This window comes from Streptomyces sp. NPDC002144, from assembly GCF_053593695.1.
This window is the reverse complement of sequence record NZ_JBSFDB010000103.1, coordinates 1-14,572: the sequence shown is the minus strand read 5'-3', so window position 1 is coordinate 14,572 and position 14,572 is coordinate 1. Positions and strand designations below refer to the sequence as shown.

Genomic DNA, 14,572 nt, shown 5'->3' with positions numbered 1-14,572 from the left:
CCGTCCACTGCCTGCCCCTACCCCTCCGCGATCATGCCCCGCACACGACGAAGCCCCTGCTCATCGAACAGGGACTCCCTTTGCCACAACGCACTCAGTCACTTGGCGTCACTCCCATGATCGTCGGATCCGCCGTTAGATCTACACTCCCCAAGGCCATGAAGTTATGGGCTGTTGGGTGCTGTCAGCAGGATGTCGATGCTGACGGTGGCCTTGTAGGTGCGTCGGTCGACGCGCAGGCTCTTGTAGGCGTAGCGGGACATCGGTCGCTTCACGGCGCGGGGACTGAGGCGCAGTCGGCGGGCGGGCATGAGGTTGTTGAGGACTGCCCGGCCGATGGCTCCCACGAGGTCGATGGTGGTGCCGGCGATCACGCCGGCTGCCTGGACGATCTGATCACGGGCGGTGTGGAGAGCGATGCTGAAGCTGGCCCGGTCCGGGTCGGCTCCGGGGACGGTGCTGGTGGCGTCGGCGATGGCGATCCTGATCACTTGGTAGACGGTCAGCAGGGCGTAGATCTCCTGCGCGATGCCTGGCAGAGTGCGGGAGCGCAGCACGCGGCGGCCGAGCAGAGACTTCTTGATCGCGAAGTAGGCGGATTCCACTTCCCATCGCTCGTGATACAGCCTGACCAGCTCGAATGCCGGGTAGCGGTGGGGATCGAGCAGGGTGGTGGCCAGGCGGTAGACGCCGGTGTGCCGTCCGGTGGCAGTGGAGATGGTGATCTCGCACTCGATGACGCGGACTTCGGCCGTGCCGATCCTGGACAGGAAGGAGCCGTCGTCGAACCGGCGCAGGACCGGCGGCTTGCGCAGTTCGGAGAGCCGGGCCAAGAAGTCGGCCCCGGTGCCGGCCACGGCTTGGAGGAAGGCGTTGGTGGCAAATCCCCGGTCCAGCAGCACGACCATGCCCTGGTGCAGCGAGCGCAGCAGGCGGCGTCCGAGGATGGGCTCGCCCGGTTTACGCGGGCCGAAGACCGCGTCGATGACCGCGCGGGTGCCGCAGGCCACCAGAGCGACCAGCAGGACCTGCGGATAACCGGAGGCGGCGGTGTACTGGTTGGCCCCCTTGCCCAGCCGGGCCCGCACGTGCGCATCGTCGGCGACATCCAGGTACGTGCCGTCGATCGCGACCACCAGCAGCCCGGCCCAGCGGGCCCCGGCAGTGCGGACCGCCGAGGCCGGGCCGCGCACCAGGTCGAACAGGGCCCGCATGGGGCGCACGCCGAGCCTCGTGCGGGCGTGCCACTGCGCGGTCGCGGTCACCGCCGGCAGGGGCAGGGCCCCAAGGGCGCCGGTCAGCTTGCGCCACACGGCCGGGTAGCCGCATTCCTCGAACAGCGTGGCCGCGAGCAACAGGTAGACCACCACCCGGGCCGGCAGTTTCCGCAGCCGCTGCTGCACCGCCCCGCACTCGGCGAGGACCGCATCGACCATCTCGAAGGGCACGACCTGGGTCAACTCGCCCAGATGTCCCGGGGCGAAGACGCCTTCGGCTACCGCGATCTCACGCGTGATGACACACTGTCCGGACAGCGGAGCCTCCGGTCTTTGTGAACGGCATGTCTTGGCGGACGAGCCAGTTCTACCGGGGCTCCGCTTCTCGCGTCCGGCGTCCTTCCAGATCAGACCCCACTTGCTGCGGCGCCCACTCGTAACTTCATGGCCTTGGCCTAAAGGCGGGGGATTCCAGCGGTCGCCCGCTGGGGTTCCTGCTTCACCGACGACCGCCCCGTCCGGGAGGACTCCCGTTGAGGTCTTACACCGTCTCCACAGGCTGCTGCCGCCAGCCCGGCGGCCAGGATGTTGCGCGCCGCGTTCACGTCACGGTCATGCACCGCGCCGCAGTGCTCGCACGTCCACGCGCGGACGTTCAGCGGCAGCTTCGCCGCGACCGTGCCGCAGGCCCCGCACAGCTTGGAGCTGGGGAAGAAGCGGTCGATCACGACGAGGTCGCGCCCGTACCAGGCGCACTTGTACTCCAGCATCATGCGCAGGTCCGTCCAGGCCGCATCCGAGATCGCGCGCGCCAGGCGCCCGTTCTTCAGCAGGTTGCGGACGGTGAGGTCCTCGATCACGACCGTTTGGTTCTCGCGGACGAGTCGAGTCGACAGCTTGTGCAGGAAGTCCCGGCGCCGGTCGGCGATCCGCGCATGGACCTTGGCGACCTTGCGCCGGGCCTTGGCCCGGTTCGCGGAGCCCTTCGCCTTGCGCGCCAGCTCCCGCTGCGCCCTGGCCAGACGGGCGCGGTCACGGCGCTCGTGCCGGGGGTTGGCGATCTTCTCCCCGGTGGACAGGGTCACCAGCGAGGTGATCCCGGCGTCCAGGCCAACCGCATTCGTCGTCGCGGCGGCGGGCGTGATGGTGTCCTCGCACAGCAGGGACACGAACCAGCGGCCCGCCGCATCCCGGGACACGGTCACCGTGGTCGGCACCGCACCCTCGGGCAGCGGACGCGACCAGCGGATGTCCAGGGGCTGCGCCATCTTCGCCAGCGTCAGTCGCCCCTCGCGCCAGGTGAAGGCGCTGCGGGTGTACTCGGCCGACAACCGGGACTTCTTCCGCGACTTGTACCGCGGGTACTGCGCCCGCTTGGCGAAGAAGTGGGCGAACGCCGTCTGCAGATGACGCAGCGCCTGCTGGAGCGGGACGGAGGACACCTCGGTCAAAAAGGCGAGTTCCCCGGTCTTCTTCCACTCCGTCAGCGCGGCGGAGGACTGCACGTAGGAGATGCGGCGCTGCTCGCCGTACCAGGCCCGGGTGCGCTCCTCCAACGCCTTGTTGTACACCAGGCGGACACAGCCGAACGTGCGCGACAGCTCCGCCGCCTGCTCGTCCGTGGGGTAAAAGCGGTACTTGAACGCCCGCTTGACCTGCTCCGCCATACCTCACACCCTATCAGATCCCGTGTGAGCGCTGGGTGTCGGCCGGCTGCCGGCGAACGCCGGTCCGCCCTGACAGCGAACCGGCTCCTCCTGCCCTGCTCCGCAGGATCTTCGTTTCCTCCCCCGCCTGCAGGCGGGGGTATCCACGGAGGAATCCCGATGAGTTGATCGCTGATCACCTGGGCCGCGATCACGCTGATGATGCGACGGTCGACCCGGCGCAAGGCCAGGCCCGCCGAAAAGCGCGAAGAAGGCCTCTCAGCTGATTGACCTGGCGGCTGCCGACTCCCGGAAGTCGACGACAGCTTCGCCGTTGGTTCGCGCCCACTCGGTCAGCGTCACGATCGGCTCCTGGAGTGTCTGGCCGAGCGGGGTCAGGCTGTACTCGACCCGCGGCGGCGCTTCGGCGTACACCTGCCGGTCGACCAGGCCGTTGCTCTGCAGGCGGCGAAGGGTTTGCGTCAGTACCTTGCGTGAGATCCCGCCGGAGAGCGTGACGAGTTCGCTGTGTCTCTTGGGTCCGCCGGTGAGAGCGAACAGGACAACCAGGGACCACTTGTTGGCGATGATCTCGATCGCCAGCCGTGCGGGGCAGTCGGCGAGGAACACCGTGCCCGCTTCCAGCTCCTTTGCCGCGCTCGCCAGGTCGGCAGTGGTCATGTTCACGAGCCGAAGGTTACCCTTTGGTGCCTATCGGCTTCCTAACGTCGACGCCATGGAACTTCACTCCGGTCAGAGCCACCCCACGGCCCCGCTCGACCGCCAGGTCGTGGCCGTCAAGCCGATCACCGTTGCCACCACCGACCGCGGCATCGACCTGCAGGTCAAGGTCACCGCACCGGTCGACGGGAGAGACCTGCCCGTCATCGTCTTCTCCCACGGCAACGCCTGGTCGATGGACGGTTACGAGCCCCTCGTCGACCGCTGGGCCGCTGCCGGGTTCGTCGTGGTGCAGCCCACCCATCTGGACTCCCGCCGCCATGGCATCGGCTTCGACGATCCCCGTTTCGCCACCATCTGGCGCGTGCGCATAGCCGATCTGCACAGTGTCCTGGACGGCCTCGGTGACATCCTCGACGAGGTCGGCGGTCTGGCCGCGCGCGTCGACCGCGATCGCGTCGCTGTCGTCGGGCACTCCTGGGGAGCACAGACCGCCGGAGCCCTCCTGGGCGCCCGCGTCCTCGACTCCGAGGGCAAACCGGGCGAGGACTTCTCCCACCCCGCCGTCAAGGCGGGCGCGCTCATTGCGGCGGCCGGTGCCGGGGACGCCCTGACGCCCTTCGCGCTCGCGTATCTCCCGTTCGCGCGCCCGGACTTCTCCGGTATGACGGCCCCCGCCCTGGTCATCGCCGGCGGAAAGGACCAGTCGGTGATGACGACCCGCGGACCGGAATGGTTCACCGATGCCTACCACCTCAGCCCGGGCCCGAAGCGACTGCTCACCATCGCCGAGGCCGAGCACCTCTTCGGCGGAATCTCCGGCGAGGCCGCCAAGGACACCACCGACGAGGACCCCGCCCGCGTCGTCCTCGTCGCCGACGCCGTCTCCGCCTACCTGCACGAGGTCCTCTGCGCCGACGCACGAAGCTGGCGGGCCCTGCAGGACCGGATCAGCCACAGCACCGGCGCCGTCAGCACCGAGAGCAAGTAGGTGCTTCGCGGCCCGGCTCGCGATGTGCCGGGTCGTTCCGAGCCCGAGGTCAGGAGACGGCGAGACCGGGAATGTCCGCTTGCTGCGTGCTGGCGGCGGGCTCCCCGTGCCGCTGTTGGGAGCCCTCGCCGCCTCCGGCCTCGTGCTGTACTTCATCGCCCACCCGCGGGTGGGCTCACGCAACACTGTCGGCGGGATCGTGTTCCGGGCCGCCGCGACGGCCGCTCTGACTTTGGGCGGCGCTTCCACGGCCCGTGGTGACCGGCGAGGTTCACAAGCTCGCCCGCTTCATCGCGGGAGCCGTCAGCCGGCGGATCCGGTAGGGGCCGGCAGCCTGGGCGCGGCGAGCGCAGGCGGGCGCATCCGCGATCGAACTCCGGTGGCGCGGATGTCCGCGTTGGCGACCAGGATCGCCGGGCCCCGGCGGAGCCGATCTGCTCCTGTTCCGGTTGCTTTGGCCGGTTCAACGGCTGCGCGAAGGCCAGTTGGCCGACTTACGCACCACCACTTGGCAGACGGCTCCCCCCGTGGCGGTACGGTATGCCGCAGTCGATCGCGTGTTCTGTGATCGCTGACCATCAAGGGGGTTTTATGAAGCACCGTCGTCCGCGCCCGCCTCGTAGAATGATCGCCCGAGCGGTCGGTTCGGCAGGTGCGGTGGCCGTCGCGCTGGGCGTGGGCATATCACCGGCCATGGCCGCCGAGAAGACGTCCGACCAGCCTGCGGCCACCGGGGTCTCGCCCGACGAGCCCGGCGGGAACACGGCTTGGGCGCCCGAGAACGACGCGGCTGCGCTGTCCGCCAAAACCGTGCACCCTCAGGCTCTCTCATCCAGCCGCACGACCGCGGCCGCTCTGCAGCTCACGATGCCCACGCCGACGGGTCCGAACAGCGTCGGCATGGTCGGTCTGCATCTCGTCGACAACTCCCGTACGGATCCGTACGTGCCCGGCACGAAGCGCGAGTTGATGGTCTCGCTCTGGTATCCGGCCACCGCCACGTCCGGGCACTACCAGGCACCGTGGATGCCGTCGATCTCCGGCGCCCACTTCCTCGCGACACGCGGCCTGTCGCCGCAGCAGGTGACCCTGCCGAAGACCGCAGGTCACGTCCTGGCTCCGGTGAAGACCTCGCTCGGCAAGCTGCCCGTCCTGCTGTACTCGACAGGGCTGCACTCGGACCGTGCGATGGGCACCGCGCTCGCGCAGGATCTGGCCAGCCGCGGCTACCTCGTCGTCACCGTCGACCACACCCACGACGCCAACGAGGTGCAGTTCCCCGGTAACCGGCTGGAGCTCAACAGGATGCCGGCGGGCACCCACTCCTCCGACACGCTCAAGGTGCGCGCGGCGGACATGCGGTTCGTCATCAACCAGCTCGGCAAGATCAGCACGGGTGGCAACCCGGACGCCGGCCACGCGACGCTCCCCACCGGGTTGAAGCAATCGGTGGACATGTCCCGTATCGGGATGTTCGGCTGGTCGCTGGGCGGCGCGGCGGTCGACAACGCCATGCAACTCGACCACCGGATCGGCGCCGGCGCCAACTTGGACGGTCAGTTCTTCGGAACGGCTCCGAGCAAGGACCTGGACCGGCCCTTCATGCTCTTCAGCTCTGGTAGCCACAACCGGAACAACGACGCGTCGTGGCGCACGCTGTGGTCGCATCTGAAGGGGTACCGGGTCGACATCAAGCTTCATGGTGCCGCCCACCAGTCGTTCAGCGACAACGCGTGGATGGTGCCGCAGGAGGCGGGTCTGCTCGGGCTCTCCCAGGCTCAGCTGCAGCAGCAGTACGGCACGATCGATCCGAAGCGGTCGGTCCTGGTCCAGTCCACCTACCTCGCCGCCTTCTTCGGCCAGACGCTGAGTCACAAGCACAGCACGCTGCTCGACGGGCCCTCCAGCAAGTACCCGGAAATTTCTTTCGTCCGCTGACCGGACGGCTGCCCGGACGCCGAAGGGCCGGACTTGTCCGCAGGCCCGCCCTTCGACGCGTCGGGGCGGCGGCCCCGTGTGTGTCGCGTCACCCCGCCCTCGTTAACTTGGACGATACGGCGCGGAAGTGTGATGGTTATGTGACCGCAGGGCGTTAAATTGTTTGCCCTATCGAACGTCTGGGCGCTTGACGCCAGTTGAGGAAGGATCCGCTCCTCTGTCCTCCGCACCTCGTGCGCCGCGTCGGCACCGCATTCGTCGCCGCGCCGATATGCCGATTCTCGGCGGGGTGCGCCCGCCGATAGCCGCGTTTGTGGCGCTTTTGCTGGCGGTCGCCGCCCTGACCGTGATCAGCCTCGACTCTGTCCGCAGCACGCGTGTCCCGCAGGCCGTGCTCGACGAGGAGCAGCAGATCGCCGCGGACACCGCCCTGGCGATGCGCAGCGCGATCGATTCCGAGGCGAGCACCGTCCGCCGTACGGCCAACGCGTACCCGGCGACGAGCACGTCGACCCCCGTGACCACGCTCAAGGCCCTCACCTCCGCCCGGAAGACCGTCCTGGGCAGCGTGCTGCTCGACCGGCGGACCGGCCAACTGCTCGCCGCGAGCGGCAGGGTGGTGCCGCTGGCCGGACTCGATGACGCCAGGAAGGCAGCCGGACACGGGGCGGTTCCGCCCCGGCTGGTGACCTCGGCGGGCACGCGGCAACTGCTGTACTTCGCCAAAGTCGCGCTGCCCGCACAGCAGGACCCCGACCAGGACCAGACTCCGAACCAAACGGAGCGGCAGTGGCTGCTGGTGGTGTCCGAGCCCGTACCCACCCCCACGGCGTACGGTCAGGGCCGCACCGCCGAAGTGCTGGACGCCGGGGGCGCGGCGATCGCGCGCACGGCCCACGGCGCGGTGTCGCCCGCGGCCGCCGACAGCACTCTGGTCACAGCGGTGACTCGCGCGGCTCATGGATCGGGGCGTGACACCGGTGGTTCGGGCAGCCTGCTGCGTGCCACTGCGGGCGGCCGGAGCACCGTGGCGGGCTGGGCCCAGGTCGCGTCGGCGACGGGCTCGGGCGACACCGACGACCTCGGCCTGGTCGTCTTCACCGCCAGCCCGGCCCCGGCCCCGACCCCGGCCGCCGACTACTCGGGCTTCGCGTTCGGGGCCGCTGCGGCGCTGGTCGCGGTCGCGCTGCTGCTCGGGCTGGCTCTGCACCTGTGCGTGCAACGGCCGCTTCTGCGGCTGTATCTTTCCGCCGGGCGTGTGGCCCGCGGTGCCACCGGAGACGGGCCGACCGCGTTGTCGGAACTGTCCCGGCCGGTCCCGGTGCACGGCTTCGGGGAACTGGCCCGTATCGGGCGGGCGCTGGACTCACTGCGCCGGCAACTACTCGGCGAGAGCGGCCCGCAGGAGTTCCCGGCCCGGCGCGGACCGGGCTACCGTGCGCTGGCGGTAGTCGGCGTGCTCGTGGTGGCCTGCTGGTCGGTCCCGATGATCTTCCTGCTGAACCGGGCGGACTCCGCGACCGCGGTTCCCGCCGGGGTCCTCGCGGATCATCAGGCACGCACCGAGATCGCCACGAACCGGATACGACAGTCCCTCGACCACTCCTACACGGATCTGAGGGACGCCGCCGCGAGCCTTGGCCGAAGCCGGGCCGCCCAGACCGAGGTTCTGCGGCGGTCCCTCGCCGAACACAAGCAGTACCGCTCGCTGTACGTCCTGGACCGCTCGGGCAAGATCACGCTGCGGGTCGGCGAGACACCGCTGCGCACCCTCGTCCACGTGCCCTCCGGCGGCGGGATCACCAACGTCAACACCTCTGGTCGGATCCCGGTGATCGCCGCCTACGCCCAGGTCCCGTCCGGCAAGGCCAAGGCCGCGGGGACCGGAGTCGTCCTGTTCGGCGAAATCGACGTGAAGGCGCTCAACTCCCTTCTGCCCAGACCGAAGCTGGGCAGCGTCTGGGTGACGGACCGCCACGACAAGGTGCTGGCGGCGAGCGTGGGCTACCAGGCCTTCCAGTCGTTGCCCGCCCCGGAACTGACCCGTCTGGCGCGCGCCACCCAGGGCGCTCCGGGTACGCCGGGCACCGCGACCTCGGCGGTGCGTCTCACCTCTTCCGGTCCGTCGCTCGACGCGGCCGCGCCGCTGGCGCAGAGCGGTCCGACCGCTCGTCTGGGCTGGCACGTGGTCACCGAGGAGCCGGCGGCCGCCCTCCAGATCCCCGCGGTGCAGGCCCAGCAGCACACCATGCTCGCCGGGATCCTCGGCCTCACCATGGGCGCGGCGTGTCTGGGCTGGCTCCATGTCGTGGTGATCCGGCCGCTGCGCACGGTCGCCGTGCTCGTCGAGCGGCTCGCCGGCGGAGACCGCCGTACCGTGCTGCACCCGGTCAACCACGACGAGATCGGCTCGGTCACCCGCAGCCTGGAACTGATCCGCCAGACCCTGGCGGAACGCGACCGGGCTGCCAGATCGAGCCACACCGCCGGGCCCTCCCGGCGCCTGCATGCGAACACTCTCCAGCGGTAGAAGGACGGAATAGGCGTGCTCTTCCTCTATGTCGTCGTTCTGCTGTGCTGTGCCGGGCTGTGGCTCGCCGGAATCCTCGAGCAGCGGAGGCACTTCGCCTCGCTGGAGCAGATTCCGACGCGCGTACTGGTCAACGGCATCCGCGGCAAGAGTTCGATCACCCGGCTGTGTGCGGGCGCCCTGCGCGGCGGCGGCCTGGTCACAGTCGCCAAGACCACCGGCACCGCGGCCCGGTTCATCCATCCGGATGCCACCGAGGAGCCGGTGTACCGCAAGTTCGGCATCTCCAACATCGTCGAGCAGATCGGCATCGTGAGGCGGGCGGCGACCTATCGGCCGGACGCCCTGGTGATCGAGTGCATGGCGGTGATGCCCGCGCTGCAGGAGATCAATCAGGAGAAGCTGATCCGTTCCACGATCGGCGTGCTCTGCAACGTCCGCGAGGACCATCTGGAGGAGATGGGGCCGACGTTGGACGACGTCGCCCGCTCGCTCTCGCGCTCGATGCCGGTGGGCGGGGTGTGCGTGACGGCGGAGAAGGACCGGCTGCACATCCTCCAGGAGGAGGCCGACAAGCGGAACTGCCGGCTGATCGCGGTCGATCCCGAGACGGTGACCGACGCCGAACTGCGCGGTTTCAGCTGGTTCACCTTCAAGGAGAACGTGGCGATCGCGCTCGCCGTCGCCGAGCTGCTGGGCGTGGAGCGGCAGACCGCGATGCAGGGCATGTGGGACGCGCCGCCCGACCCGGGTGTGCTGTCCGTGGAGCGCTACGTCACCCCCGAGGGCAAGCGGCTGCGGTTCGCCAACGTGTTCGCGGCCAACGACCCCGAGTCGACGCTGATGAACGTGCAGCAGCTCGAGGACCTGGGCGCGATCAGACGGCCGCTCAGCGTGGTCATCAACTGCCGGCCGGACCGCGTCGAGCGCAACGGCCAGATGGGCACGATCATCCCGGATCTCGGCGCCGAGACGGTGTTCCTCATCGGCCACCCGACCAAGAGCGCCCGCGACGCGATTCCGGCGGGCTTCACCGGGCGGGTGGTGGATCTGGGCGGCGACCGCCGGGACCCCGAGGAACTGACCGCGACGATCCTCGCCGAACTCGCCCCGATCTCCTCACTCGTGGCGATCGGCAACATCCACGGCCAGGGCGAGCTGTTCCTGGAATGCCTCGCCGAGCTGCCGCTGGACGAGTCCGAGGACCTGTTCGACGCCGTTCCCGACGGCGACGGCCTGGACCAGGAGACCATGCAGATCGCCCTGCCCCGGCCACGGATCTCCGTGGCCAGGCCGCCCGAGCCCGAGCCGTACAGCTGGGTCGCGCCGCTGGACTCGCCGACGCAGACCATCCGTATCCCGGAACAACGCGATCCCGCCCGCCGTCTCGCCGCCCGCCAGGGCCAGGCGGTCGAGCAGGCACACAAGGACGACCCGTACTCCTCCCACGCCCCGTACCACCACGACGAGCTGCACCACTCCTACGATCCGCCCCAGTCCACGAGGAACCCGTGATCCCCGCCAACCTCAACGCACAGACCGCCGCACTCGGGATCGCCCTCGGGCTGGTCTTCTCGCTCGTCTGCTATCTGACCACCAACCTCTCCCCCGGAGGGATGATCACCCCTGGCTGGATCGCCCTCACGCTCGTCACCAACGTGGAAATGGCCGGGCTCATGGTCGCTGTGGCGGCGCTCACGTACTTCATGACCAAGCTGCTGCAGCGCACGGTGATCCTCTACGGCAAACGGCTGTTCGCCGCCGTGGTGCTGTGCGCGGTGCTGATGCAGACCACCGTGATGCTCGCCCTCAGCCACGAGTTCCCGTTGCTCTACACCTCACAGACCCTCGGCTTCATCGTTCCCGGCCTGGTCTCGTACCAGATGGTCCGGCAGCCGCTCGCGGCCACGGTCATCTCGACCACCGCGGTGACGCTGGCCACGTACGTGGTACTGATCTCCGGCCTGTTGATGGGCGCTCTGCCCACGGGCTGACCGGCCCACCACCCACCCACCGCACCCCTTCCAGGAGGATCGGCCATGCACTCCCAACCTGTCCGCAGACGGAGCAACCCGACCCGCCGCGCCGTGTTCCGAACGATCGCGGGCGTGGCCGTCGCCGGTGCGGCCGGCGGGTACGCCTGGAATCGCCTCGGGCACGACGGCGACAACGACGGCGGCACGGTCGCGGACGGCGCCGGCTCCGCCTCCAGCTCCCGGCCCACCGGGCCCCACACCTTCGAGCGGCTGTCCGCGCCCAGCCGCACCGTGGTCCGCGCGAGCGACGGCAGCACCCTCGCCACCTTCACGGACGGCGCCCGAACGGCCGTACTCACCGGGCCGACCCGCACCTTCAGCGAGCCACGGACCACCGAGGCCACGGTGACCACGGACGCCTGGGTGCGCGTACTGCCGAAGCCGTGGCAGCGGGGCATGGAGAAATCCGCCTCGTTCAAGAGCTGGTTCGCCAAGACGCTGGACGACGACAGCCCGGACGTCTTCGCGGTGGCCTTCCAGTACAGCAGCGCCGGCGCGCCCGACAAGCGCAACGCCAAGGGCGTGCGCTACGCGGGCACCGCACACTTCGGCCCACGCAACTCCACGGTGAAGAACCCGCTGGACTTCGCCTACTACGACGAGAAGTCGGATTTCTACGACTATCTGGGCATCGACTGGACCTTCCCGGACGGCACACGCGTGCAGCCGGAGCAGGCCCGCTACGGCGATGTCGACTGCTCCGGCTTCCAGCGGCTGGTGTGGGGGTACCGCATGGGCATCCCCATGCACAACACCAACACCGCGGGCGCCGGTCTGCCGCGCCGCGCGTACGCCATCGCCGCCTACGGTCCCGGCCGCACGGTGATCCCCCACACCGGCACGAAGCAGGCCACCGACCTGGACGTCCTGCAACCCGGCGATCTGGTCTTCTTTGCCATCATCAAGGACAAGCCGGACTTCATCGACCACGTCGGCATGTACATGGGCCTCGACGACCAAGGACGGCACCGCTTCTACTCCAGCCGCTCCGCCGCCAACGGCCCGACCCTGGGCGACCTGTCGGGCCACGCACTGCTGGACGGCACCGACTTCTACGCCCGCGGGTTCAGGGCGGCCCGCCGCCTGTGATCCCGTCGGCCGTGACCGCACCACTGGTGCACCGCCGCTCCACCTGACCTGCCGATCCGAGGACCACCGTCATGACCGCCATCCCCGCCGTCCAGCCCACCGGCTCGCACCGGGGCCGCCGCGCGGCGAACCGCCGTTCCGGCCTGCCCGAAGGCACCCCCCACTGGGAGCGTCCCGCGCTCGCCGCGGTGCTGGCCGTCGCCGCCGTGCTGTACTTCTGGGGCAGCGGCCACGCCGCACTGCACCCCTTCTACGGTGCGGCGATACGCTCGATGGCCGGCAGCTGGCGCGCCTTCTTCTTCGGCGGGCTCGACGCCAGCGGTTCGATCAGCATCGACAAGCTGCCCGGCGCCTTCTGGCCCGACGCCGTCTCCGTCTGGCTCTTCGGCCCGCACACCTGGGCGGCCGCGCTGCCGCAGGTCGTCGAGGGCGTGCTCACCGTATGGCTGCTGCACCGGATCGTACGGGCCTGGGCCGGCCCGTTCGCCGCGCTGATCGCCGCGCTCGTGCTCACCCTCACCCCGGTCACCGTGGCGCTCACCCGTGCCACCATCCCGGACACCGCGCTCACGCTGCTCCTGGTGGCGGCTGCCGGGGCGCTGCAGAAGGCGCTGCGCACCGAACGACTCCTGCCGATCATCACTTGCGGACTCTGGGTGGGGCTCGCCTTCCAGGCGAAGATGCTGCAGGCGTGGCTGGTGCTGCCGGTCTTCGCCGTCGTGTACCAACTCGCCTCCCCCGGCAAGCCGTTGCACCGGGCAGTGCGCCTCGTGGTGGGCGGCGCCGTCGCGCTGGCGGTCTCCTGCTCGTGGATGCTGATCGCCTCGGTGACACCGGTGGGCAGCCGCCCGTACCTCGACGGCACGTCCGACAACAACCCCTTCGCCCTGGTCTTCGGCTACAACGGTCTGAGCCGCTTCACCAGCGATCCCACCGCGTTCGGCGCCGTCGCGGGCACCGCCGCCAGCCGCACCACCGGCAACACCGGCTGGGACATGCTCATCAACCACACGGTGGGCCCGCAGATCGCCTGGTTCCTGCCGCTCGCCGTGCTCGCCGCGATCCTGGGCGTCGTCCGGCGGACCGGCCGACCGCGAACCGACCCGCCACGCGCGGGATTTCTGCTGTGGGGCGGCTGGCTGGCCATGCACACCGTGGTGTTCAGCATCTCGAACGGCAACCACGCCTACTACACCGCCGTCATCGCTCCGGCCCTGGCCGCGCTGGCCGGCGGCGGCCTCGCCCTCTTCCGCTCGGAGTACGAGGCGAAGCACCACCCCGACGCGCAGCACGAGGCGGCCGACCGATGGCACACGGCGCTGCCGGCGGCGATCGCTGTGACCGCCGCGTGGGCGCTGGTGATCGACTGGCCCACCCGGTTCGTGTCCTGGCTGCTGCCGATCGCCGTGATGCTCGCCCTGTGCGGCGTGGTGGGCCTGTGGAGCCGGGGGCCACGCACCTCCCCACGGAGGATCAACGCCGCCCTTGCCGCGGGAATCGCGGCCACCCTGGTCATGCCGGCGGGGTGGGCCCTCTCCAGCCTCAACCCGCTCTACGCGGGCGCCACCACATCGCCGATGGCCGGCCCGGTCGGCAAGTCGTACTTCGAACATCCCCGCCACGCCCCCCGGAGGAAGGGACTCGGCCAGCCCAGCACCCGCGACAAGGCCCTGCTCGACTACCTCACCACGCACCGCCACGGGGAGAAGTACCTGCTCGCCACCCAGGCCGCGTACACCGCCGAACCCCTCCTGCGCGCGAAATCCGAGCCCATCCTCGTCATGGGTGGCTTCACCGGCAAAACCCCCTTCCCGACCACCCAGCAGCTCAGCGACCTGGTCACCGCCCGTGAGCTGCGCTATGCCCTGCTCACCACCCAGCGCCCCAGCACTGCGGCCACCTCCTGGGTGAAGTCCCACTGCACCCGCATCAGGCCTGCCGCCTACGGCCGTCGCGCCGACGGCAGCTTCGCCCTCTACGACTGCACCCCGCACAAGTGAGCCGACACCGGCGCGCCGTCTCCGCCACCTCGCGCAGCGACGGCGCGCCGTGTCCTGCGGATCTCGCGGCCATCCGCCGGCGGGCGTGGGAGTCGACCGCGTACACCGCTGGTCAGGACGAATTCGAAACCGTCATGACCACGCTGGCCCTCCAGACCGCGTGACCGCGCCTGTTACCCGAATCTGCATCAGACCCAACGTCGAGGCGCGAGAGGCCCACGCTCTTTGCCGTGGTCTGGGGCTCTTCCTGGGCTACCACAACATGGATCAGCAACTGCCACGGAGCATGGTGATCGCTTATCAAGAGCCCCCGCCCGGGACCATGGCGGCGCCTGCCGCGGCAGTCAGGCCCGGGTTCGACGTAATTCGAGCGCCTTGGAGGCTCTTGCGGGCTGAAGGTGCAGGTCATCGGGCTGCGGGCGGTGCGAACGGCTGGAATTGCCT

The 14,572-nt window shown here is 69.8% G+C and carries 11 protein-coding genes; 8 read left to right on the top strand and 3 right to left on the bottom strand.

The genetic code is table 11. From position 1 onward, the window contains the following. Positions 1-164: 164 nt before the first annotated feature. The 3 genes from ACWCQ1_RS50255 to ACWCQ1_RS50245 all read right to left on the bottom strand — a co-directional run bounded on the left by ACWCQ1_RS50255 (position 165) and on the right by ACWCQ1_RS50245 (position 3,544). Entirely contained in the window at positions 165-1,505 is a 1,341-nt protein-coding gene (locus tag ACWCQ1_RS50255; RefSeq protein WP_451029894.1) for an IS4 family transposase, read from the bottom strand. A 167-nt stretch (positions 1,506-1,672) separates the two neighbouring features. Continuing rightward, positions 1,673-2,884, bottom strand: coding sequence for an RNA-guided endonuclease InsQ/TnpB family protein (locus tag ACWCQ1_RS50250; protein ID WP_451029892.1), 1,212 nt, complete (start codon positions 2,882-2,884; stop codon positions 1,673-1,675). Positions 2,885-3,142: 258 nt separating this feature from the next. After that, positions 3,143-3,544 (bottom strand): winged helix-turn-helix transcriptional regulator, encoded by a 402-nt coding sequence (locus tag ACWCQ1_RS50245; RefSeq protein ID WP_451029893.1) that lies wholly within the window; start codon positions 3,542-3,544, stop codon positions 3,143-3,145. A gap of 55 nt (positions 3,545-3,599) precedes the next feature. Here ACWCQ1_RS50245 and ACWCQ1_RS50240 point away from each other — a divergent pair, with 55 nt between their 5' ends. The 8 genes from ACWCQ1_RS50240 (at position 3,600) to ACWCQ1_RS50205 (ending at position 14,292) form a co-directional block, all read left to right on the top strand. Continuing rightward, positions 3,600-4,535 carry an alpha/beta hydrolase family protein gene (locus ACWCQ1_RS50240; RefSeq protein WP_451029891.1) on the top strand — a complete coding sequence of 312 codons (936 nt, stop codon included), beginning with the start codon at positions 3,600-3,602 and terminating at the stop codon, positions 4,533-4,535. Between the two features lie 540 nt (positions 4,536-5,075). Next, complete coding sequence (locus ACWCQ1_RS50235) at positions 5,076-6,473, top strand: alpha/beta hydrolase family protein (RefSeq protein WP_358609952.1); 1,398 nt, start codon at positions 5,076-5,078, stop codon at positions 6,471-6,473. Positions 6,474-6,786: 313 nt separating this feature from the next. Further along, a complete protein-coding gene (locus ACWCQ1_RS50230) occupies positions 6,787-9,003 on the top strand; it encodes a HAMP domain-containing protein (RefSeq protein WP_451029890.1) in 2,217 nt (738 codons plus the stop codon). A 15-nt stretch (positions 9,004-9,018) separates the two neighbouring features. Then, on the top strand, positions 9,019-10,518 hold the full coding sequence (gene pgsB, locus ACWCQ1_RS50225) for a poly-gamma-glutamate synthase PgsB (protein ID WP_451029889.1): 1,500 nt from the start codon (positions 9,019-9,021) through the stop codon (positions 10,516-10,518). Then, positions 10,515-10,997, top strand: a complete 483-nt coding sequence (locus ACWCQ1_RS50220) for a poly-gamma-glutamate biosynthesis protein PgsC/CapC (RefSeq protein ID WP_133047809.1) — start codon at positions 10,515-10,517, stop codon at positions 10,995-10,997. Before pgsB ends, ACWCQ1_RS50220 begins: the two co-directional genes overlap by 4 nt. A gap of 45 nt (positions 10,998-11,042) precedes the next feature. Next, the gene (locus ACWCQ1_RS50215) at positions 11,043-12,128 is read left to right on the top strand and encodes an NlpC/P60 family protein (protein ID WP_133047808.1); all 1,086 of its coding nucleotides are present in this window, start codon (positions 11,043-11,045) and stop codon (positions 12,126-12,128) included. A 71-nt stretch (positions 12,129-12,199) separates the two neighbouring features. Further along, a complete protein-coding gene (locus ACWCQ1_RS50210) occupies positions 12,200-14,128 on the top strand; it encodes an ArnT family glycosyltransferase (RefSeq protein WP_358609942.1) in 1,929 nt (642 codons plus the stop codon). After that, the gene (locus ACWCQ1_RS50205) at positions 14,125-14,292 is read left to right on the top strand and encodes a hypothetical protein (protein ID WP_358609939.1); all 168 of its coding nucleotides are present in this window, start codon (positions 14,125-14,127) and stop codon (positions 14,290-14,292) included. The genes ACWCQ1_RS50210 and ACWCQ1_RS50205 overlap by 4 nt, the downstream gene beginning before the upstream one ends. The last annotated feature ends 280 nt before the right edge of the window (positions 14,293-14,572 follow it).

Bases quoted from the DNA above. Each gene is read 5' to 3' on its own strand.
- ACWCQ1_RS50250 (WP_451029892.1), bottom strand. From the start codon at position 2,884: ATGGCGGAGCAGGTCAAGCGGGCGTTCAAGTACCGCTTTTACCCCACG.
- ACWCQ1_RS50245 (WP_451029893.1), bottom strand. From the start codon at position 3,544: ATGACCACTGCCGACCTGGCGAGCGCGGCAAAGGAGCTGGAAGCGGGC.
- ACWCQ1_RS50240 (WP_451029891.1), top strand. From the start codon at position 3,600: ATGGAACTTCACTCCGGTCAGAGCCACCCCACGGCCCCGCTCGACCGC.
- ACWCQ1_RS50235 (WP_358609952.1), top strand. From the start codon at position 5,076: ATGCCGCAGTCGATCGCGTGTTCTGTGATCGCTGACCATCAAGGGGGT.
- ACWCQ1_RS50215 (WP_133047808.1), top strand. From the start codon at position 11,043: ATGCACTCCCAACCTGTCCGCAGACGGAGCAACCCGACCCGCCGCGCC.
- ACWCQ1_RS50210 (WP_358609942.1), top strand. From the start codon at position 12,200: ATGACCGCCATCCCCGCCGTCCAGCCCACCGGCTCGCACCGGGGCCGC.